The following is a 17,133-nucleotide window of genomic DNA, read 5'->3' as shown; positions in this document are numbered from 1 at the left end:
AATAGCCGGATCGCCATGACAAAGCCATTGCCACCCATTTGTGGAAATTGTTTAAACGCAGCCAAACGAAGCGCGTTTATTATATCAGCATCGTATCGATTAAAACAGGCGAGTGCTTGGTCAATGCTTATGCGAATGATATCCCATCAGCATTAGGCCACGAATTTCAAACACCGCCGTGAAAACCTTAGAGAAACCGTGTGAAAAAAACCAAAACAGCAGACCTTCAAAAACATAAGGCTTTTTTGCCAAAAAACAATAGGACTATGGTAGAAATTCCATTGTTGGTGCTATTTAATAAACCATTTGATGTGCTCAGCCAGTTTACCGACAACAGTTCGCCCCCCCGCGCTACCCTAGCAAATTTTATCACAATCCCCAATGTGTATCCGGCAGGCCGCTTGGATCGTGACAGTGAAGGATTATTGTTACTGACTAATTGCGGTAAAACGCAACAAAAAATTAGCGATCCAGCCTTTAAAGCCCCCAAGACGTATTGGGTGCAAGTTGAAGGAATAATTACTGATCTGGCGTTAGCACAATTAGCCGCAGGCGTTGTGTTGAATGATGGCCTCACGTTACCCGCCTTGGCTGAACGTATGCCAGAACCGACGCTTTGGCCACGCCATCCACCGGTACGTTTTCGCGCCGCCATACCAACCAGTTGGCTTAGTTTAACCATCTCCGAGGGGCGCAATCGCCAAGTTAGGCGTATGACGGCCGCAGTGGGGTTTCCCACGCTACGTTTGGTTCGCGCACAAATAGGATGTTGGCAATTAGGCGATCTAGCGCCTGGTGCAAGCCGTACTATTACTTTAGATGCGTCAATGTGATAGTAATATGATAACGATGTTTTGTCGGTTGGCAACGTGCTTACAAATGGCCGGTGCTGACTTGAGCCTGTATATACTTCATATCGTCGCGTATGCTTTTCGCACACCCATAAAGGATTTTACATGAGTCGTACCCGCTTACACATCACTGTTGCTGCTGTTGTCGTGTTTAATGACAGGTTTTTATTTGTTGAAGAGCGAGACAAAATTGGGGGGCATAGAGTATTAAACCAACCAGCAGGACACATGGAAGAGGATGAAGACATCGTACAAGCGATTTGTCGCGAAGTGTTCGAAGAGACCGGCTTACAGCTAGAACCCACAGCATGGCTGGGGATCTCACAATTAAAATCGACCAACGAGCATACCTACATCCGAATCAACTTTTTATTTGAACCCAGCACGCTGCCCGCTAATTATCAACCTCAAGATAGTGATATATTAGCCTTACATTGGCTATCTGCTGCAGAATTACTGGCTCAACCCATTCCTGTTCGCAGCAAACTGGTCACCGATGCAATCGAGTGCTATACCCAGCAAATTCGTTTGCCGTTAACGTTAATCCAGCCTTTAATCACCTTGTGATGCGAACAATATCGCCTAACAAATCTTCATAGCCACAGCGCCTAACATAGGCTAGTCACATAATGACTGGCTAACTTAGCCGCCGTTGGCGTTTTTCAATGCGCATTTTGGTGTTATAATTCGCGCCTTTCTTTTTGGCTAAGTGAAGTGCGAGATTATGTCTGACAACAGCGTGTCTGATAATAGTAGTAAAAAAGTTATCGTTGGCATGTCCGGCGGCGTTGATTCATCCGTGTCAGCGTGGTTACTGTTACAACAGGGCTACCAGGTTGAAGGCCTGTTCATGAAGAACTGGGAAGAAGATGACAACGACGAATACTGTGCTGCAGCCGAAGACATGGCTGATGCGCAAGCCGTTTGCGATAAACTTGGCATTAAATTACACAAAGTCAATTTTGCTGCTGAATATTGGGATAACGTATTCGAGTATTTCTTAGCCGAATATAAAGCCGGCCGCACGCCAAATCCCGACATTATGTGCAACAAAGAAATCAAATTTAAAGCCTTTTTAGACTTTGCCGCCGACGCCTTACAAGCCGATTATATTGCCACAGGACACTATGTGCGTCGTCGCTATCACGATGGCCATTGGCAAATGCTGCGTGGCTTAGATAGCAATAAAGATCAAAGCTATTTTTTATACACCTTAGCTGAACACCATATTGCACAAACGCTCTTCCCAGTGGGCGAATTAGAAAAACCGGCAGTACGGGCTATTGCAGAGCAACAAGGCTTAATTACTCACGACAAAAAAGACTCTACCGGTATTTGCTTTATCGGCGAGCGTAAGTTTAAAGACTTTTTACAACACTATTTACCCGCACAGCCCGGTGATATTGTCAGTATTGACGATGGTAAAATTATTGGTCGACACGAAGGATTAATGTACCACACGCTGGGGCAACGCAAGGGCCTCGGCATTGGGGGCTTGCGTGACGGCGGTGATGATCCTTGGTATGTGGTTGCAAAAGATCTCGATAAAAATCAGCTTTTAGTGGCACAAGGTCATGATCATCCCGCGCTACTTTCAACGGGATTGATCGCCAGTCAATTGCATTGGGTCGATCGTATCGGCCCACAGCACGTAACACACTTAACCGTAAAAACACGCTATCGGCAGACCGATATTGCCTGCACGGTGACACCACAGCCAGAGGGTAGAGTATTGGTGACCTTCGAACATCCCCAAAAAGCCGTTACACCCGGTCAGTCAGCCGTTTTTTATCTCGATGACGTGTGTCTGGGTGGTGGTATTATTGATGAGGCACTGAATTAAATGGAAACCTCGATTCAAACGCAACTGATTGCGCTGGCAGCCTTATGCCAAGCCGCTAAATTAGTGCAAAACGTCGCGCGCACGAGCGAATCGCAACACGCAAAACTCGAGCTTATTCTGGGCAGTGTCGTCAATTTGAATCCAGCGACGCCTCTAGATATCTATGGCGGCGAGCTGGCAAATTTACGTGAAGGCTTTGAGCTTATTGTAGAGCAGCTAGGCGATAAACAGAAAAAAGATGTTGAGCTCACCCGTTATTTAGTGGGCGTTTTGGGCCTAGAACGGCGTTTACATAAAACCCCCAAAAACATGAGTGAACTGGGTCAACAACTCAGCCAACTTGAACGCCAATTACAACATTTTACGGTTACCGACGATACCATAGTGGGTAAACTGGCCGATATATACAGCGATTGCATCAGTAGCCTAGGTGCCCGTATCCAAATCTATGGCCAACCTGAATTACTTAGCCAAAGCAGTGTTCAGCACAAAGTACGTGCATTATTACTGGCTGCAGTTAGGGCCGCCGTATTATGGCGTCAGGCGGGTGGCAGCCGCTTACACTTTATTTTTAAACGACGTAAATTACTCGCCGCCGCGGAAGCCGCTTTGGCCAGTCTTTAATCACGCCCAATATCAGGAGTTGTCATGGAACTGAATGCCCTTACCGCCATATCGCCGGTAGATGGTCGCTACGGCAGCAAAGCCGCGGCCTTACGCCCTATTTTTAGCGAATTTGGTTTAATCAAATACCGGGTAACGGTTGAAGTGCGTTGGTTACAACAATTAGCCGCAGAACCCAAGATCACCGAGGTTCCCGCGTTATCTGCCGAAGCAAATGCTATTTTAGATCGTATCATTACTGACTTTAGCCTTGATGACGCAGCGCGTGTTAAAGAGATTGAACGCACCACGAATCACGATGTGAAAGCCGTTGAATATTTGCTGAAAGAAAAAGTGGCGGCAAATGCCGAACTGTTGGCAATCACCGAATTTATTCACTTTGCGTGCACGTCAGAAGATATCAATAATTTATCGCATGCCCTGATGCTGCGCGAAGCACGTGATCAGGTGTTACTGCCAGAGTGCGATGCTCTCTTAGCCGCCATTAAAGCACTTGCCCTAGATTTAAAAGCCGTTCCTATGATGGCCAGAACGCACGGTCAGCCCGCATCTCCCACGACCATGGGTAAGGAAATGGCTAACGTGTATATGCGCTTAAAACGCCAGCGCGAGCAAATTGCGGCAGTAAGTCTGCTGGGTAAAATTAATGGTGCCGTTGGTAACTACAATGCACACTTATCTGCCTACCCAGATATTGATTGGCATGCCTTTGCAGAGCGTTTCGTTACCTCATTAGGGGTAACTTGGAACCCATACACCACGCAAATTGAACCGCATGATTATATTGCCGAGCTGTTTGATGCCATTGCGCGTTTTAACACCATATTGCTCGATTTTGATCGTGATGTGTGGGGCTATATTGCACTGGGTCATTTCAAACAACGTACTGTTGCCGGTGAAATTGGCTCTTCGACCATGCCGCATAAAGTAAACCCGATTGATTTTGAAAACTCAGAAGGTAATTTAGGCATCGCTAACGCATTATTTAACCATTTGTCGGCAAAATTACCGGTATCTCGTTGGCAGCGCGATCTGACCGATTCAACAGTGCTACGCAATTTAGGGGTCGGTTTTGGCTACACCCTAATTGCTTATCAAGCCACTTTAAAAGGCATCAGTAAGCTTGAAGTCAACGAAGCGAATCTGCTAGCCGAGTTAGATGCTAACTGGGAATTACTGGCCGAGCCAGTGCAAACCGTGATGCGCAAATACGGTATTGAAAAGCCTTATGAAAAGTTAAAAGAGCTAACCCGTGGTAAGCGTATTAGTGCAGCCGATTTAGCCGTGTTTATTGATGGCTTAGATTTACCTGCCAACGTTAAAAACGAAATGAAACAGTTAACACCTGCCGGTTATATCGGTGATGCCATTCGTTTAGTAGAGTTACTGGACTAAATACTGGCGTATTAAGCAGCAGAAAACTAGCCGGCATAGTGTCGGCTTGTTTGCTTAGCAAACTCACTGAGTTAATCAACGCGCATACTTTGCACTGTCTCTGCAATAAGGACCTTACCATGTACCAATTAGATCTGGGCGATTTACGTCTTGAAGACTTTATGCAGCAGTACTGGCAAAAAAAGCCACTGCTGATTAAGCAAGGTTTCAAGCAATTTCAGGATCCGCTTTCAGCCGACGAGCTGGCAGGCTTAGCCTTAGAAGATGATGTCGAGTCACGCTTAGTCCAGTGCACCGATGGCAACTGGCAGCTGGAAACTGGCCCTTTTGAAGACTTTGCCCGCTTTGGTGAGAAAGAGTGGACCATCTTAGTTCAAGCCGTCGATCATTGGCATCCGCCTGCCGCTGCCCTAATTGAACCGTTTCGCTTTATTCCTAACTGGCGAATTGATGACTTAATGGTCAGTTTTTCTACCCCCGGCGGCGGTGTTGGTCCGCATCTGGATCAGTATGATGTCTTTATCATTCAAGGCGAAGGCAAGCGTCATTGGCGCGTTGGTATGCCAGATCCCAGTTTAAAATCTATTTGCCCTCACCCCCGCTTACTGCAAGTAACACCTTTTACCGCTTGTATTGATGTGGTTATGGAGCCAGGCGATATTCTGTATATCCCACCAGGCTGTCCACATGAAGGCATATCCATTGAAAACAGCCTGAATTATTCTGTGGGGTTTCGCGCGCCCGCACAAAAAGATTTATTGACCGGTTTGGCCGATTACTTGTTAGACAACGACATCGTTGGTAAACGCTTTAGTGATGCCCAGCGTGGTTTAACATCCGAAATAGGTGCAATTAGTGAGCACGATTTAGATCAAGTGCAACAATTATTGGTACAGTTGGTAAGTGATCGTAAGCAATTACCGCTGTGGTTTGGCCAATATATAACGCAGGCAAAACATGAACTTGATCAGCAAGAGCCGGATCCACATTACCAGCCGGAAGAAATTGCCGAGTACCTTGAAGAAGGTTCGGTACTAGCGCGCCTTGGCGGTTTACGTTGCAGTTATTATCAAGCCGCTAACGATAGCGATATTCAGCTGTTTATTAATGGCAATCGGATTGTGCTGCCGGCGGAGGAATACCTCACGGCGCGCTTACTCTGTGACAGCCAGCGGATCGATGAACAGCAATGCCTTTATTTAATCGCCAGAGAAGAGCGTTTGCTGTTAATCACCGATCTGATTAATCAGGGCTTGTGGTATTTTGAAGCATAACGGCATTGCTCAAGCGCTAATCAGTTACGATAATGAGTAAGATTAGACCCAGTAAAAACGCCGCAGCTGCGGCGTTTTTACTGTAAAGATTAAATTACAATTAAGGCGCCAAAATATTAGCTCTGCCAAAGTTGCTCATCATCAAATAAATCATACAAACCATGCGCACGCGAGACTAATAAATTCGCAAAATCTTGCTGTGTTTGATCAGTAAAACCCGCTTGGGCAATTTGTTCAGCTTTTAGCTGCCAATGCAGCGCAAAAGCACGGATCGCCTCTCGGGCATTTAATGCTGCCGAAATAGGCATATGATCTGTTGGCAGATCACCACTAATCACCCAAAAAGACTTTTTATCACGGGTATTTAGCTTCCATACCGCGACAAAAGGTGGCAGGTAACGGCTTTCACTCACGGCCACATTATCAGGGATAATGCCTTTGGTTGCCAAATATTCATTGGCTTTTTGAAACTGAGACCGCACCCAGTTGGCCCGCTGTTCATCAGTAATTTCAGTATTATTCTGAGTTAACTGCTCACTCATAAGACGACTTCCTGTGTTGTAGTTGGCGCTACTTTAGGTGAGTCATCGCTGACAATCAAGCTTTGCGCGCAGGGATTTTGTCTATGCTGGCCAGACCAGCCATTTTTTAACACGAATACTGGCATAAAGCTGTATCAAGTGATACATTCCGCGCCATAAAAACAAGAACTACAGTTTACGTAAACGTAAAGAAGTGCGTAAATCTCAACCCAACATTATCATCGTTAGCCTCCGAGGGAGTTCACCGTGGCAGTATTTAATCATCCTGAATTTGATCAACATGAACAAGTGGTTTTTTGTAGCGACGCAGAAACAGGCCTTAAAGCCATTATTGCCGTTCACAGTACCCGTTTAGGCCCTGCCGTAGGCGGCTGTAGACTATGGGATTATGTTACTGACGAAGACGCTCTTGTTGATGTACTGCGTTTATCACGTGGCATGACCTATAAAAACGCCATGGCTGGCTTACCTTTGGGCGGCGGGAAATCCGTGATTATCGGTAATGCCAAAACCATTAAATCTGAAGCGCTATTCCGCGCGTTTGGCCGCATGGTACACCGCTTGAGCGGCAGCTATTACAGCGCTGAAGATGTCAACATTACAACGCATGACATTATGCAAGTAAATCAGGAAACGCCGTTTGTGGCTGGCCTAGAGGGCAAAAGTGGCAACCCAGGTCCTTTTACGGCATTAGGTACTTACCAGGGCATTAAAGCCGCTGCACAACATAAATTTGGCTCAGCCGATTTATCAGGTAAAACGGTAGCCATTCAAGGTCTAGGCAGTGTTGGTTTCTACCTGTGTGAACACTTGCATAAAGAAGGTGCCAAACTGATCGTTACCGATATCAATCAAGACGCTGTAAATCGCGCAGTAACACAATTTGGGGCTACTGCTGTAGGCTTAGATGCTATTTATGCGGCTGACGCTGATATTTATGCGCCATGTGCGTTAGGTGCCACGTTAAACGACGAGACGATCCCACAGTTAAAAGCGAAAATTGTGGCCGGCTGTGCAAACAATCAATTAAAACGGCCTGAGCATGGCGATATGCTACGTGCGCGCGGCATATTGTATGCGCCTGATTATGTGATTAACGCTGGCGGCATTATTAATGTCGCGTTTGAAATGCGTCCACAAGGTTACAGTGCAGAAGAATCAACGGCCAAAGTAATGCAAATCTTTGATACCTTACTCACTATTTTTAATCGTGCTGATTCACAACAACTTTCTACCAGTGTGATTGCTGATATCATGGCACAAGAAATCATCGCGAAAGGAAAAACCGCTTAATAGTCAACATCATTACAATTAAGCGAACATGTTACTTAAGGAGGCTACGGCCTCCTTTTTACGCTTGCTACTCTGATGGTAAACTAAACCAAAACGTACTGCCTTGCCCTAAGGTACTATCAAAACCCAATTGGCCTTGATGACTTTCAATAATCTTTTTACTTATTGCTAACCCCAGTCCAGAGCCTTCGCGATTGCGCGAATCCGATGCATCAGCTTGTGTAAAACTCGTAAAAATACGCTTGGCAAACGCCTCAGAAATACCACGACCATGATCGATCACCGACCAGCGGACAGTGTTATTTTTTACCGTGATAGATACTTCAACCACTTGATCTGCAGAAGAAAACTTAATGGCGTTTGACAAAAAATTATCCATAACCTGCCGAAGCCGCAGCGGATCTGCGTCAACCCATTGCTCTTTGTTGTCATTGTGCCACCGCAAAGCGACGCGGAAACGCTCTGCATAGGGTTGCATGCCATTTAGCGCTTGTTCTGTTAATTGATTAAGATCTACTCTACTGATCTGTAAAGTAAAATGACCTGATTCGAACTTTTGTAAATCGAGCAAGTCATTGATGAGTTGTGATAAACGCTCGCCATTAAGTAAGGCGACATCAATCATTTTCTGAAATGCAGCCGTGCCAGGTTTAACCGCATTATTAGACAATAACGCAATTGCCCCCCTTATGGCCGTGAGTGGCGTTCTCAATTCGTGACTAACCGTAGACACAAATTGATCTTTTAGTTTATCCAAGCGTGTTAACTCTTGGTTTTTTTCTGCTAAGGCAATCAGACTTTGCTCTAATTCAGCGGTTTTAAAAGATAACATGGCAGTTTTTTCTTTAAGCGCTAACGTACGTTCACTCACCATATTTTCAAGTAATCGTGCATTATTATTTTTCTCTTCAACCGATTGGTTTAGAAGTCGATTTACTTGATGAATGTGCCGCATACGGTAAAAGTGAAAGGCTACAAGTAACAACAAAACTAATAAGCCAAAGGCAATTTGTACTAAGCGCAACTGCCACCATTGGGGATGAATGTTAAAGTGAAAAGACGCTGTAGAGGTTGAAATTAAACCATGATTATTCATTGCCATTAATTGCAATTCATACTCACCCGGATGCAAGTTAGAATAAATAGCATAAGGTCTTGTCCCACCATATATCCAATCTTGATCAACGCCTACCAATTTGTAGCGAAAACTATTTCTCTGTACATCATGAAAATCCATAGCTGAAAACTGAAATTCTAGGGTGTTCTCATTTGCCGAAAGCATCAGACTTTCATGTGAAAATTCGTCAGTGGGTATTGCAGCGGCTTGATTAACTCTAATGGCAGTAATCTTAGGGACTGGTGGTGTTGTATTGGTCCACAATAATGATGGATCTAATTTAATGATCCCTTCTAAGGTACCAAGGTAAATCATACCTTGGCTATCAACGACAGCAGCGTTCCTGTTAAGTTCTGGCGTGCTTAAACCATCATGGCGATTGAAACTGACAATATGCGGAATATCAGGACTGATTAAACTCACACCATGCCCCGTAAGCACCCAAATACGCTGATTTTCCATAACGACACCAATAACGTTGTCGCTGGCTAAACCATCGTGCTCCCCCAAAAGCCGTTTTGTATTGGCTACCAGATCCCATATTACTAAACCTTTATTTGTACAAATTATGAGTAATGTGCCACCGTCATTATTTAAACATTGGATCTTATCTGATGGTAAGCCACTTTCATGACTTTGCTGCACATGCGCCTTAACACCCGCTGTAATGTCAAGATGATATAAGCCACTATAACGTGTGCCAACCCAGACTGAGCCATCTGCCATTAACGTCATCGCTTCAATAGCATCGCCTGCATGATTACTGGCTAACTCAGCTAAAAAATGCTGATAGCGTTGCTGCTGTTGATCGTAGTAAAGAACACCCTCGCCCCATAACCCAAACCAATAACGCTCATCAGATTGAATAATAATATCCCGCACCAAAGGCTGTTTTAGATTAGCCTTTAAAAAAGGCTCATCAAAAAGCTCGTATTTATCATCAGCTAGGGGCTTCTTGTAGACGCCCGCGTCAGTAGCAATAAAGAGGGTTTCATTTTTATCTGAAACAATTTTATTTATACTGGCCTCTAAGGTAAAACGCTGTGCCTCATCGCTTAATAAATCTAGTTGGTAAATTTGTTGCCCAACAGCTAACCACAATGTTTGATCATTTGCTAACGCAAGACCCCTAACAGAAAATGTGAACGCTTTTCGTAAATTATCTGTCACCGCATGCGTCAAGTCGGAAAATGCGTTACGGTTGTAACGCGTATAAAATAGACCGTGAGAACGTGTCCCCAACCAGAGCAAACCACTGCGATCTTGCAAGATAGCTCTGACATTCAATGACGGCAATAAGGCGTTTTGTGATCGAAATGGAATAAAGCAGCGGCAATCGGGCGAAAAGCGATAAAGCCCTTCGTATGTTCCTAACAACAAATTATTATTATTATCAGGCTTTATTGTATTGATTAAAAAATCAGGTTTTTCTGCTAATTCAGCAATATCATCAAAAGAATACCATTGCTGCGTCTCAGGTTCATAAGCGCGTAAGCCAACTCGACCCCCTAACCAAAGTGTTTTATTAAAATATGAAAGCGCTCTTATCTCATTTGATCTTCTATTTGTTGCACTATTTTGACTGACCAAAAACGGCCCCGACAATCCCTCTGTCTCATGCCAAGAATAAAAGCCGTAGCTGGTGCCGATCCAAAGCTTACCATTATCCCCTTCAGCCATGCTCCAAATACGCTGGTGTACAAAAGATTGATTAGCTTCAGGACCGCCAATTCGCTCAATGGAATCGTCATTACTCAATCGGTAAAGACCATCAGTGGTACCCAGCCAGATATGTCCATCCTTCGTTTCGTGCAAACTTTGCACTTGATAACCATCTACAAGAAAACGTGAAAGTTCTCTCCTATCATGGCTAAGCCGACTAACGCCCATACCCCAGGTGCCAACCCAAAGACGATTTTTGCTATCAATAAGAAGTTTCCCTACATCAGGTTGAACGGCACTGAGCATCTCACTGGGTTGTAAAATTGGGAAAGTGATAAAACGATAACCATCGTAACGACGTAAACCTGATTCGGTAGTGGCTAGCCAAATAAATCCAGAATCATCCTGCACAATATCGTAAAGCGTGTTATTACTAATGCCATCCTCAACACCCAAACGATGTACTAATGATTTTGAGAGCACAGGTAGGGAAACCGTACTTAAAAACAGTAATAACGTGAAAAAATTTTTAAGCACGAGACTCCCTTAAAACTGAAAGCTAAAAAGGTGCTATTCCAAATCAGTAGGCTAACTTAACTGATCAACGAAAAGCAATGCATAATCTATTTGCCTAAATGTGGCTGCTATAGAAACACGTTTTAGCTTACTCAGTAAATCGTATTACATACCCATTAATAAAACATCCCAACTCAATATAATCAAGCAAACGCTAATAAAAAATACTACACCAATATTAATCCAAAAATCATCACTACGTCGTTTTCTTATCACCGTTTGACTAACGATTTTCTGTACATGAGTGCCAGATTTTGCCGTTTTTGTTTCTAGGCTAGATGCCCCACTTGCCGCTACACACTGCAGTGTCGAATGTGTATTTTTTACTTCTTTATGTTTTCGTTCAGCGGTCATAATGCTTAGTACTGCCCTATACAAGCGCGCTTATTTTTATCATCCAATCAGTGTTTTTTGTATCATGTTAACTCTGAATATTTTGCTGCCAATGCTTGAAGTTTTTCACCCGTAACCCGAGTTATTCGCCAATCATTCATCACATTGGCCCCTTGCGCCTGATAAAAATCAATGGCAGGTTGATTCCAATCTAATACCGACCATTCAAAACGCCCACAATTGCGCTCTACCGCCAATTTCGCTAAATAACTCAGTAATAACTTGCCTAATCCTTTCCCTCGAAAGGCCGGTAATACAAACAAGTCTTCTAGATACAAACCTGGCTGCGCTAAGAAGGTAGAATAATTGTGGAAGAACAGGGCAAAACCGGCTGGCTCTCCAGCATACTCGGCAATAACGACCTCGGCTGCAGGTTTTTCACCAAACAAGCTATCTAACAAGGTTTGTTCTGTGGCAACAACCTGATCAGCCAGTTTTTCATATTCAGCAAGACCTTGGATAAACGCTAAAATTAATGCACTGTCTGCGGCAGTCGCGATACGGATAGAACTTAGTGATGACATGAAAACCTCATTAGTGGCCAAGAAACATTGGCATAAAAGATATTGCAAATAAAGCAGTATAGTAAATCAATATCAGGCTGATATATATAAAAAAACCGGCGTATTAACGCCGGTTTTTGCATTTAACATCGCGGTTTACGCCGCCTTTCGTGTCGCTACACTTAAGCTTTCTAACACACCCGGTTTAAAGCTATCAACACTGATGGCCTTAAAGCGCAGTTTATTCATATGCTCTAACGTTGCCGCTTCTTCAAACGTGATAATACCTGCTGCTAAAGCATGCTTAATCGTATCAACCAAAGGTTGTTTGCGTGGCAACTGTCCGGCTTTTTGCGCTTGCGCCAGCTTTTTCAGTAACGGCTGCGCATTATGCATCGCAACAAAGGCTGATTCCATTAAGCCAGTGGCGTCATTCTCATCAGCACCAACGTAGCATAAATGCGTTAAGCGATCGCGCACTACAGATGGCTTAGACAAGGCCTCACAGATTTGTTGTGCCACGTCATCAGTTGGCATTTTATAGCCAATACCGAATGGGAACACCAAGGTACGAATAGTACGAGCCACAATACGATTCGGGAAGTTCGCAAAGAAGCCATCAAACGCTTTACCAATTTCATACAAGGCACGCTGCACACTGTAATGCACAAACGGCAGATCCGCTTGCTGACGGCCATTATCTTCATAGAATTTAAGTATCGCTGAAGCAATATACAGCTGGCTTAACACATCACCTAAACGCGCAGACAGCATTTCTTTACGTTTTAAATCGCCGCCTAGCATCAGCATCGAAATATCGGCACTTAAGGCCAAAGCACGGCTCATCCGGCTTAACTGCTTGTAGTAACGCGCAGTATCACCCGATACCGGCGCACCATTAAAGGCACCGGCGGTTAAGCCTTGCCATAATGCAGAGAAGGTATTGCCAATGGCAAAGCCAACATGTGCCATTAACAGCTTATCAAACTGCGCTAAGCCTTCTTCCGCATTTGGATTCGCTGCAGCTTCTAACTCGGCCAATACGTATGGGTGACAACGGGTCGCACCTTGACCAAAAATCATCAGATTGCGCGTTAAAATGTTGGCGCCTTCTACCGTAATGGAAATAGGCACACCCATATAGCCATGCGCTAAGTAGTTCATCGGGCCGCATTGAATGGCTTTACCGGCATGAATATCAAAAGCATCGTTTAATAACACGCGCGACATTTCCGTCATATGGTATTTGGCAATAGCCGTAACAACAGACGGGCTTAATTTTAAATCAATCGCACCTGCGGTCATCACCCGCATAGCTTCTAAGGTATAGGTTAAGCCACCAATACGCGCTAAACCTTCTTGTACGCCTTCAAACTTGCCAATTGACATACCGAACTGCTGACGCACATAACCATAAGCACCGGTCATCCGCGTGGCTAAATGGCCAGTGGCCGTTGCCAATGCGGGTAAGGAAATACCCCGACCTGCAGATAAACACTCTACCAGCATGCGCCAGCCACGACCGGCGTAAGATGGACCACCGATGATCCATTCTATTGGGATAAACACGTCTTTACCGGCGGTCGTGCCGTTCATAAACGCCATATTCATCGGGAAATGGCGATCGCCAATTTGCACACCAGGATGACTTGTTGGGATTAATGCACAGGTGATGCCTAACTCTTCTTTATCACCTAACAGCTTATCCGGATCATACATCTTAAATGCTAAACCAAGCACAGTGGCAACAGGCGCTAAGGTGATATAGCGTTTATCCCAGTTTAAGCGAATGCCTAATACTTCTTTGCCTTCAAACTGACCTTTACAGACCACACCGCTGTCTGGAATACCGCCAGCGTCAGAGCCGGCTTCTGGGCCCGTTAAAGCAAAACACGGCACATCCGTACCATTAGCCAGTGTTGGCAACCAACGATTTTTTTGCTCATCGGTACCATAATGCATTAACAGTTCGCCTGGACCTAATGAGTTAGGCACCATAATGGTCACCGCTGCCGTTAAGCTGCGGGTAGCAATGCGCGATACAATGGTTGAATTGGCAATAGCAGAGAATTCCAAACCGCCGTAGCTTTTCGGAATAATCATCGCAAAGAACCCTTCGCGTTTGATGTAATTCCAGACGTCTAAAGGTAAATCGCGCTGCTCTTGTACAATTTTATAATCATCTAACATGGTTAACAGCGTTTCGACTTGATTATCCATGAACGCCTGCTCTGCAGCCGATAACTCTGCTTTAGGAATAGCATGCAGTTTTTGCCAATCAGGCTTGCCTTTGAATAATTCACCATCCCACCATACATCACCGGCTTCCATCGCTTCGCGCTCGGTATCAGACAGTGGCGGTAAAATCTTTTTAAAGATAGCAAAAACTGGCTTGGTAATGACACTGCGCCGAACTGAGGTTACCCCCAACAGCACAACAAGTATGGCGACGATTATTAATAAAAATAGCATTTCAGCTTCCTTCCAGCATCAGGCTTGGTTTAAATCCAGCATTCTTAAATGGGCTACAACAGATAACACGCTTTTTAGTCATAAGGTACTAGACTGATAAAGACGCGTTTATCTGCCGTTTGGCAGCCCCTTCATTCATGTTGGGTGGTGTTGTTATTTGTGTAACTTGATTAAAAACTGGGGCGGCAATACCCGCCGATAAATAAGGGATCAAGCGGCAAATCACGCCCTCGATATCCACGGCCTCGTCAAAGTCGGCCAACGCGATTTCTGCCAGTGCTTCATTTGACGCCATGGTAAAAACAATAGAACCTAAGGAAAAATGTAATCGCCAAAACAATTCACTTTGCGGCAGATGTGGGCAGCTTTGTTGCACTAGCAATACAAGCTTATCTAATGTACGACCATAATGATGGTTAATAAACCAACGTAAATGTCCTTGTACATCGGTATAACCACGCCCAAGCAGCTGTAAAAAAGTACGAGTACCCTTACGCTGAACTTGGTTAAGCTCTAACAGGGGCTTAACAAAAACCGCAAGCACATCTGGCAGGTTATTTGGTTTGGTGCGGGCTAACAGCAGATCAAACTCTTGATCTAACCGTGGCATTAAGATTTGTAAGTAACGTTGCAAAACAGCTTGGATCAATTCTTTCTTGGAGCCAAAGTGATAATTTACTGACGCTAAATTCACTTCCGCTTTCGTGGTTATTTGCCGCAATGAAGTATCATTAAAACCGCTTTCTGCAAAAAGATTTTGGGCTGCATCTAAGATTTTCTGCTGGGTATTAATTTTACTGCTCATCATAGTCAAACACCACTTTTAAACACCTGTTTGAAATGTACGTTTGAATCACTGGTCTGTCAAGTGGCAAATGCAAAAGTGGTCTGATCAGCATCAGATATGGCTTAACACCGGGTAACACTTGCTCCCGATAAGCTCTGTACCTTATTATCTATATATAAAATAATAAACTCTTCACACAACTGAGGATTTTTCCCATGAAAGTGGTTGAAGTTACCCACCCGCTCGTACAACACAAAATTGGTCTGCTGCGCGCAGCCGATATTAGTACACGTCAATTTCGGCAATTAGCAACAGAGCTAGGCAGTTTGCTAACGTATGAAGCCACAAAAGATCTCCCCACTGAGCGAGTAAGCATTGCAGCGTGGAGTGGCAGTTGTGATATCGAGCAAATTCAAGGTAAAAAAGTCACCGTCGTGCCCATTCTTAGAGCAGGCCTCGGTATGTTGGATGGTGTACTTGACCTGATCCCCAGTGCACGCATCAGTGTGGTGGGAATTTATCGCGATGAAGAAACATTACAACCCGTACCCTACTTCCAAAAATTAGCGCCTGAAATTGCGCAACGTCTCGCTATTATCATTGATCCTATGTTAGCGACTGGGGGCTCGATGATCGCCACCATTGATTTATTGAAAAAACAAGGCTGTCAGCATATCAAAGCCTTAGTGCTCGTGGCAGCACCAGAGGGTATTCGCGCTTTAGCTGCGGCGCACCCCGATATTGAATTATATACTGCCGCAGTAGACCAAGGTTTGAATGAGAAGGGCTATATTTTGCCTGGCTTAGGTGATGCGGGCGATAAACTTTTTGGTACAAAATAACCAGTTAAGGCATTCTCAATGCAATTAGTCCCTTGGGCTTATCAGAGTCGATATGGTGTTACCGTGCGTGGCATGCACAGTGAGCCGAGTGGCAAACCGGTACTGCATTTTATGCATGGTAATGGTTTTTGTGGCTTAACGTATGCGCCGATGCTACAGCGTCTATCCCCTCATTTCGATCTTTTTATTTCAGATGCACAAGGACACGGAGAAAGTGATAATGGCGAGCAGTTTTTAGGATGGAATGTAGCCGCTGATATTGCCGCAGACGCTTGGCTAGCGCATCAACAGCGCTTTGCTAACGCAGCATGTTACGGTGTTGGTCATAGCTTTGGGGGCGTGTTGACGGCGCTGATGCATGCCCAAAAACCTGGTATCTTTAAAGGGCTCGTACTGCTCGATCCCGTTTTATTCCCGCCTTCAATGTTATTACTGGCGCGAACGTTACAAGGTATTAATTTATTCAAAAAGAATCCATTAGCTAAAGCGGCCTTGCGCAGACGCCAACATTGGCCCGATCGTGCTACGGCATTACAGTACTTTCAACAACGTACCTTATTTAAAACCTGGCACCCTGAAGCCTTGCAGGCTTATGTCGAGAACGCCTTACTGCAAACCGATGAGGGCGTAAGCTTGAAATGCCCACCACAACGCGAAGCAGATGTGTTTAGCTCTTACCCAAAAGGGTTATGGCCAGCATTGAAAAACGCTGCAGGTCCCGTTCAGGTATTTTATGGTGATCAGACATTTCCCTTTGTGCTAAAAGCAATCGCAAAATGGCAGCAGCTTAATCCTGCAGTCATAGCGAACCAAGTTGCCGGGGGCCATTGCTTTATGCAAGAACAACCAGCGCACGCTGCTGATTGGGTAACGACTACTCTTAAGGCTTTTACTGCTTTAAAATAGCTAAAGACAAGTCGCATACGTTATAATGCGCCAAATTTTTTGCAGGGACTTCT

Annotated in this window: 15 protein-coding genes; 9 read left to right on the top strand and 6 right to left on the bottom strand. The window is 44.7% G+C overall.

Going from position 1 to position 17,133, the window contains the following annotated elements; translation table 11 throughout:
* Nucleotides 1-266: 266 nt before the first annotated feature.
* From IE070_RS14535 to IE070_RS14510, 6 genes are all read left to right on the top strand, one after another.
* Nucleotides 267-833 carry a pseudouridine synthase gene (locus IE070_RS14535; protein ID WP_189483924.1) on the top strand — a complete coding sequence of 189 codons (567 nt, stop codon included), beginning with the start codon at nt 267-269 and terminating at the stop codon, nt 831-833.
* Nucleotides 834-956: 123 nt separating this feature from the next.
* On the top strand, nt 957-1,418 hold the full coding sequence (locus IE070_RS14530) for an NUDIX domain-containing protein (RefSeq protein WP_189483923.1): 462 nt from the start codon (nt 957-959) through the stop codon (nt 1,416-1,418).
* A 172-nt stretch (nt 1,419-1,590) separates the two neighbouring features.
* Nucleotides 1,591-2,694, top strand: a complete 1,104-nt coding sequence (gene mnmA / locus IE070_RS14525; RefSeq protein ID WP_308428959.1) for a tRNA 2-thiouridine(34) synthase MnmA — start codon at nt 1,591-1,593, stop codon at nt 2,692-2,694.
* The gene (gene hflD, locus IE070_RS14520) at nt 2,695-3,318 is read left to right on the top strand and encodes a high frequency lysogenization protein HflD (protein WP_189483921.1); all 624 of its coding nucleotides are present in this window, start codon (nt 2,695-2,697) and stop codon (nt 3,316-3,318) included. It begins immediately after the preceding gene.
* Between the two features lie 24 nt (nt 3,319-3,342).
* On the top strand, nt 3,343-4,713 hold the full coding sequence (purB, locus tag IE070_RS14515; RefSeq protein WP_189483920.1) for an adenylosuccinate lyase: 1,371 nt from the start codon (nt 3,343-3,345) through the stop codon (nt 4,711-4,713).
* Between the two features lie 119 nt (nt 4,714-4,832).
* Nucleotides 4,833-5,987 (top strand): ribosomal protein uL16 3-hydroxylase, encoded by a 1,155-nt coding sequence (locus tag IE070_RS14510; RefSeq protein ID WP_189483919.1) that lies wholly within the window; start codon nt 4,833-4,835, stop codon nt 5,985-5,987.
* A 116-nt stretch (nt 5,988-6,103) separates the two neighbouring features.
* On the opposite strand, the gene IE070_RS14505 is transcribed toward IE070_RS14510, so the two are convergent.
* Entirely contained in the window at nt 6,104-6,529 is a 426-nt protein-coding gene (locus IE070_RS14505; protein ID WP_189483918.1) for a DUF4826 family protein, read from the bottom strand.
* 246 nt (nt 6,530-6,775) lie between these two features.
* On the opposite strand from IE070_RS14505, the gene IE070_RS14500 reads away from it, so the two are divergent.
* The gene (locus tag IE070_RS14500; RefSeq protein WP_189483917.1) at nt 6,776-7,822 is read left to right on the top strand and encodes a Leu/Phe/Val dehydrogenase; all 1,047 of its coding nucleotides are present in this window, start codon (nt 6,776-6,778) and stop codon (nt 7,820-7,822) included.
* 67 nt (nt 7,823-7,889) lie between these two features.
* Here the strand turns inward: IE070_RS14500 and IE070_RS14495 are convergent, their stop codons facing one another.
* The 5 genes from IE070_RS14495 to psrA form a co-directional block, all read right to left on the bottom strand.
* Nucleotides 7,890-11,138: a sensor histidine kinase gene (locus IE070_RS14495; protein WP_189483916.1), complete on the bottom strand. Its 3,249-nt coding sequence runs from the start codon at nt 11,136-11,138 to the stop codon at nt 7,890-7,892.
* A gap of 144 nt (nt 11,139-11,282) precedes the next feature.
* Nucleotides 11,283-11,531 carry a hypothetical protein gene (locus IE070_RS14490; protein WP_189483915.1) on the bottom strand — a complete coding sequence of 83 codons (249 nt, stop codon included), beginning with the start codon at nt 11,529-11,531 and terminating at the stop codon, nt 11,283-11,285.
* Nucleotides 11,532-11,593: 62 nt separating this feature from the next.
* On the bottom strand, nt 11,594-12,094 hold the full coding sequence (locus IE070_RS14485; protein WP_189483914.1) for a GNAT family N-acetyltransferase: 501 nt from the start codon (nt 12,092-12,094) through the stop codon (nt 11,594-11,596).
* Between the two features lie 135 nt (nt 12,095-12,229).
* Nucleotides 12,230-14,545: an acyl-CoA dehydrogenase gene (locus IE070_RS14480; protein WP_189483913.1), complete on the bottom strand. Its 2,316-nt coding sequence runs from the start codon at nt 14,543-14,545 to the stop codon at nt 12,230-12,232.
* An 88-nt stretch (nt 14,546-14,633) separates the two neighbouring features.
* Nucleotides 14,634-15,350, bottom strand: a complete 717-nt coding sequence (gene psrA / locus IE070_RS14475) for a TetR family transcriptional repressor PsrA (RefSeq protein ID WP_189483982.1) — start codon at nt 15,348-15,350, stop codon at nt 14,634-14,636.
* 197 nt (nt 15,351-15,547) lie between these two features.
* On the opposite strand from psrA, the gene upp reads away from it, so the two are divergent.
* Nucleotides 15,548-16,174, top strand: a complete 627-nt coding sequence (upp, locus tag IE070_RS14470; RefSeq protein WP_189483912.1) for a uracil phosphoribosyltransferase — start codon at nt 15,548-15,550, stop codon at nt 16,172-16,174.
* 18 nt (nt 16,175-16,192) lie between these two features.
* A complete protein-coding gene (locus IE070_RS14465) occupies nt 16,193-17,080 on the top strand; it encodes an alpha/beta fold hydrolase (RefSeq protein WP_189483911.1) in 888 nt (295 codons plus the stop codon).
* The last annotated feature ends 53 nt before the right edge of the window (nt 17,081-17,133 follow it).

The organism is Alishewanella tabrizica (genome assembly GCF_014652375.1).
GTDB classification, from domain to species: domain Bacteria; phylum Pseudomonadota; class Gammaproteobacteria; order Enterobacterales; family Alteromonadaceae; genus Alishewanella; species Alishewanella tabrizica.
This window is presented reverse-complemented; position numbering and strand designations above follow the sequence as displayed.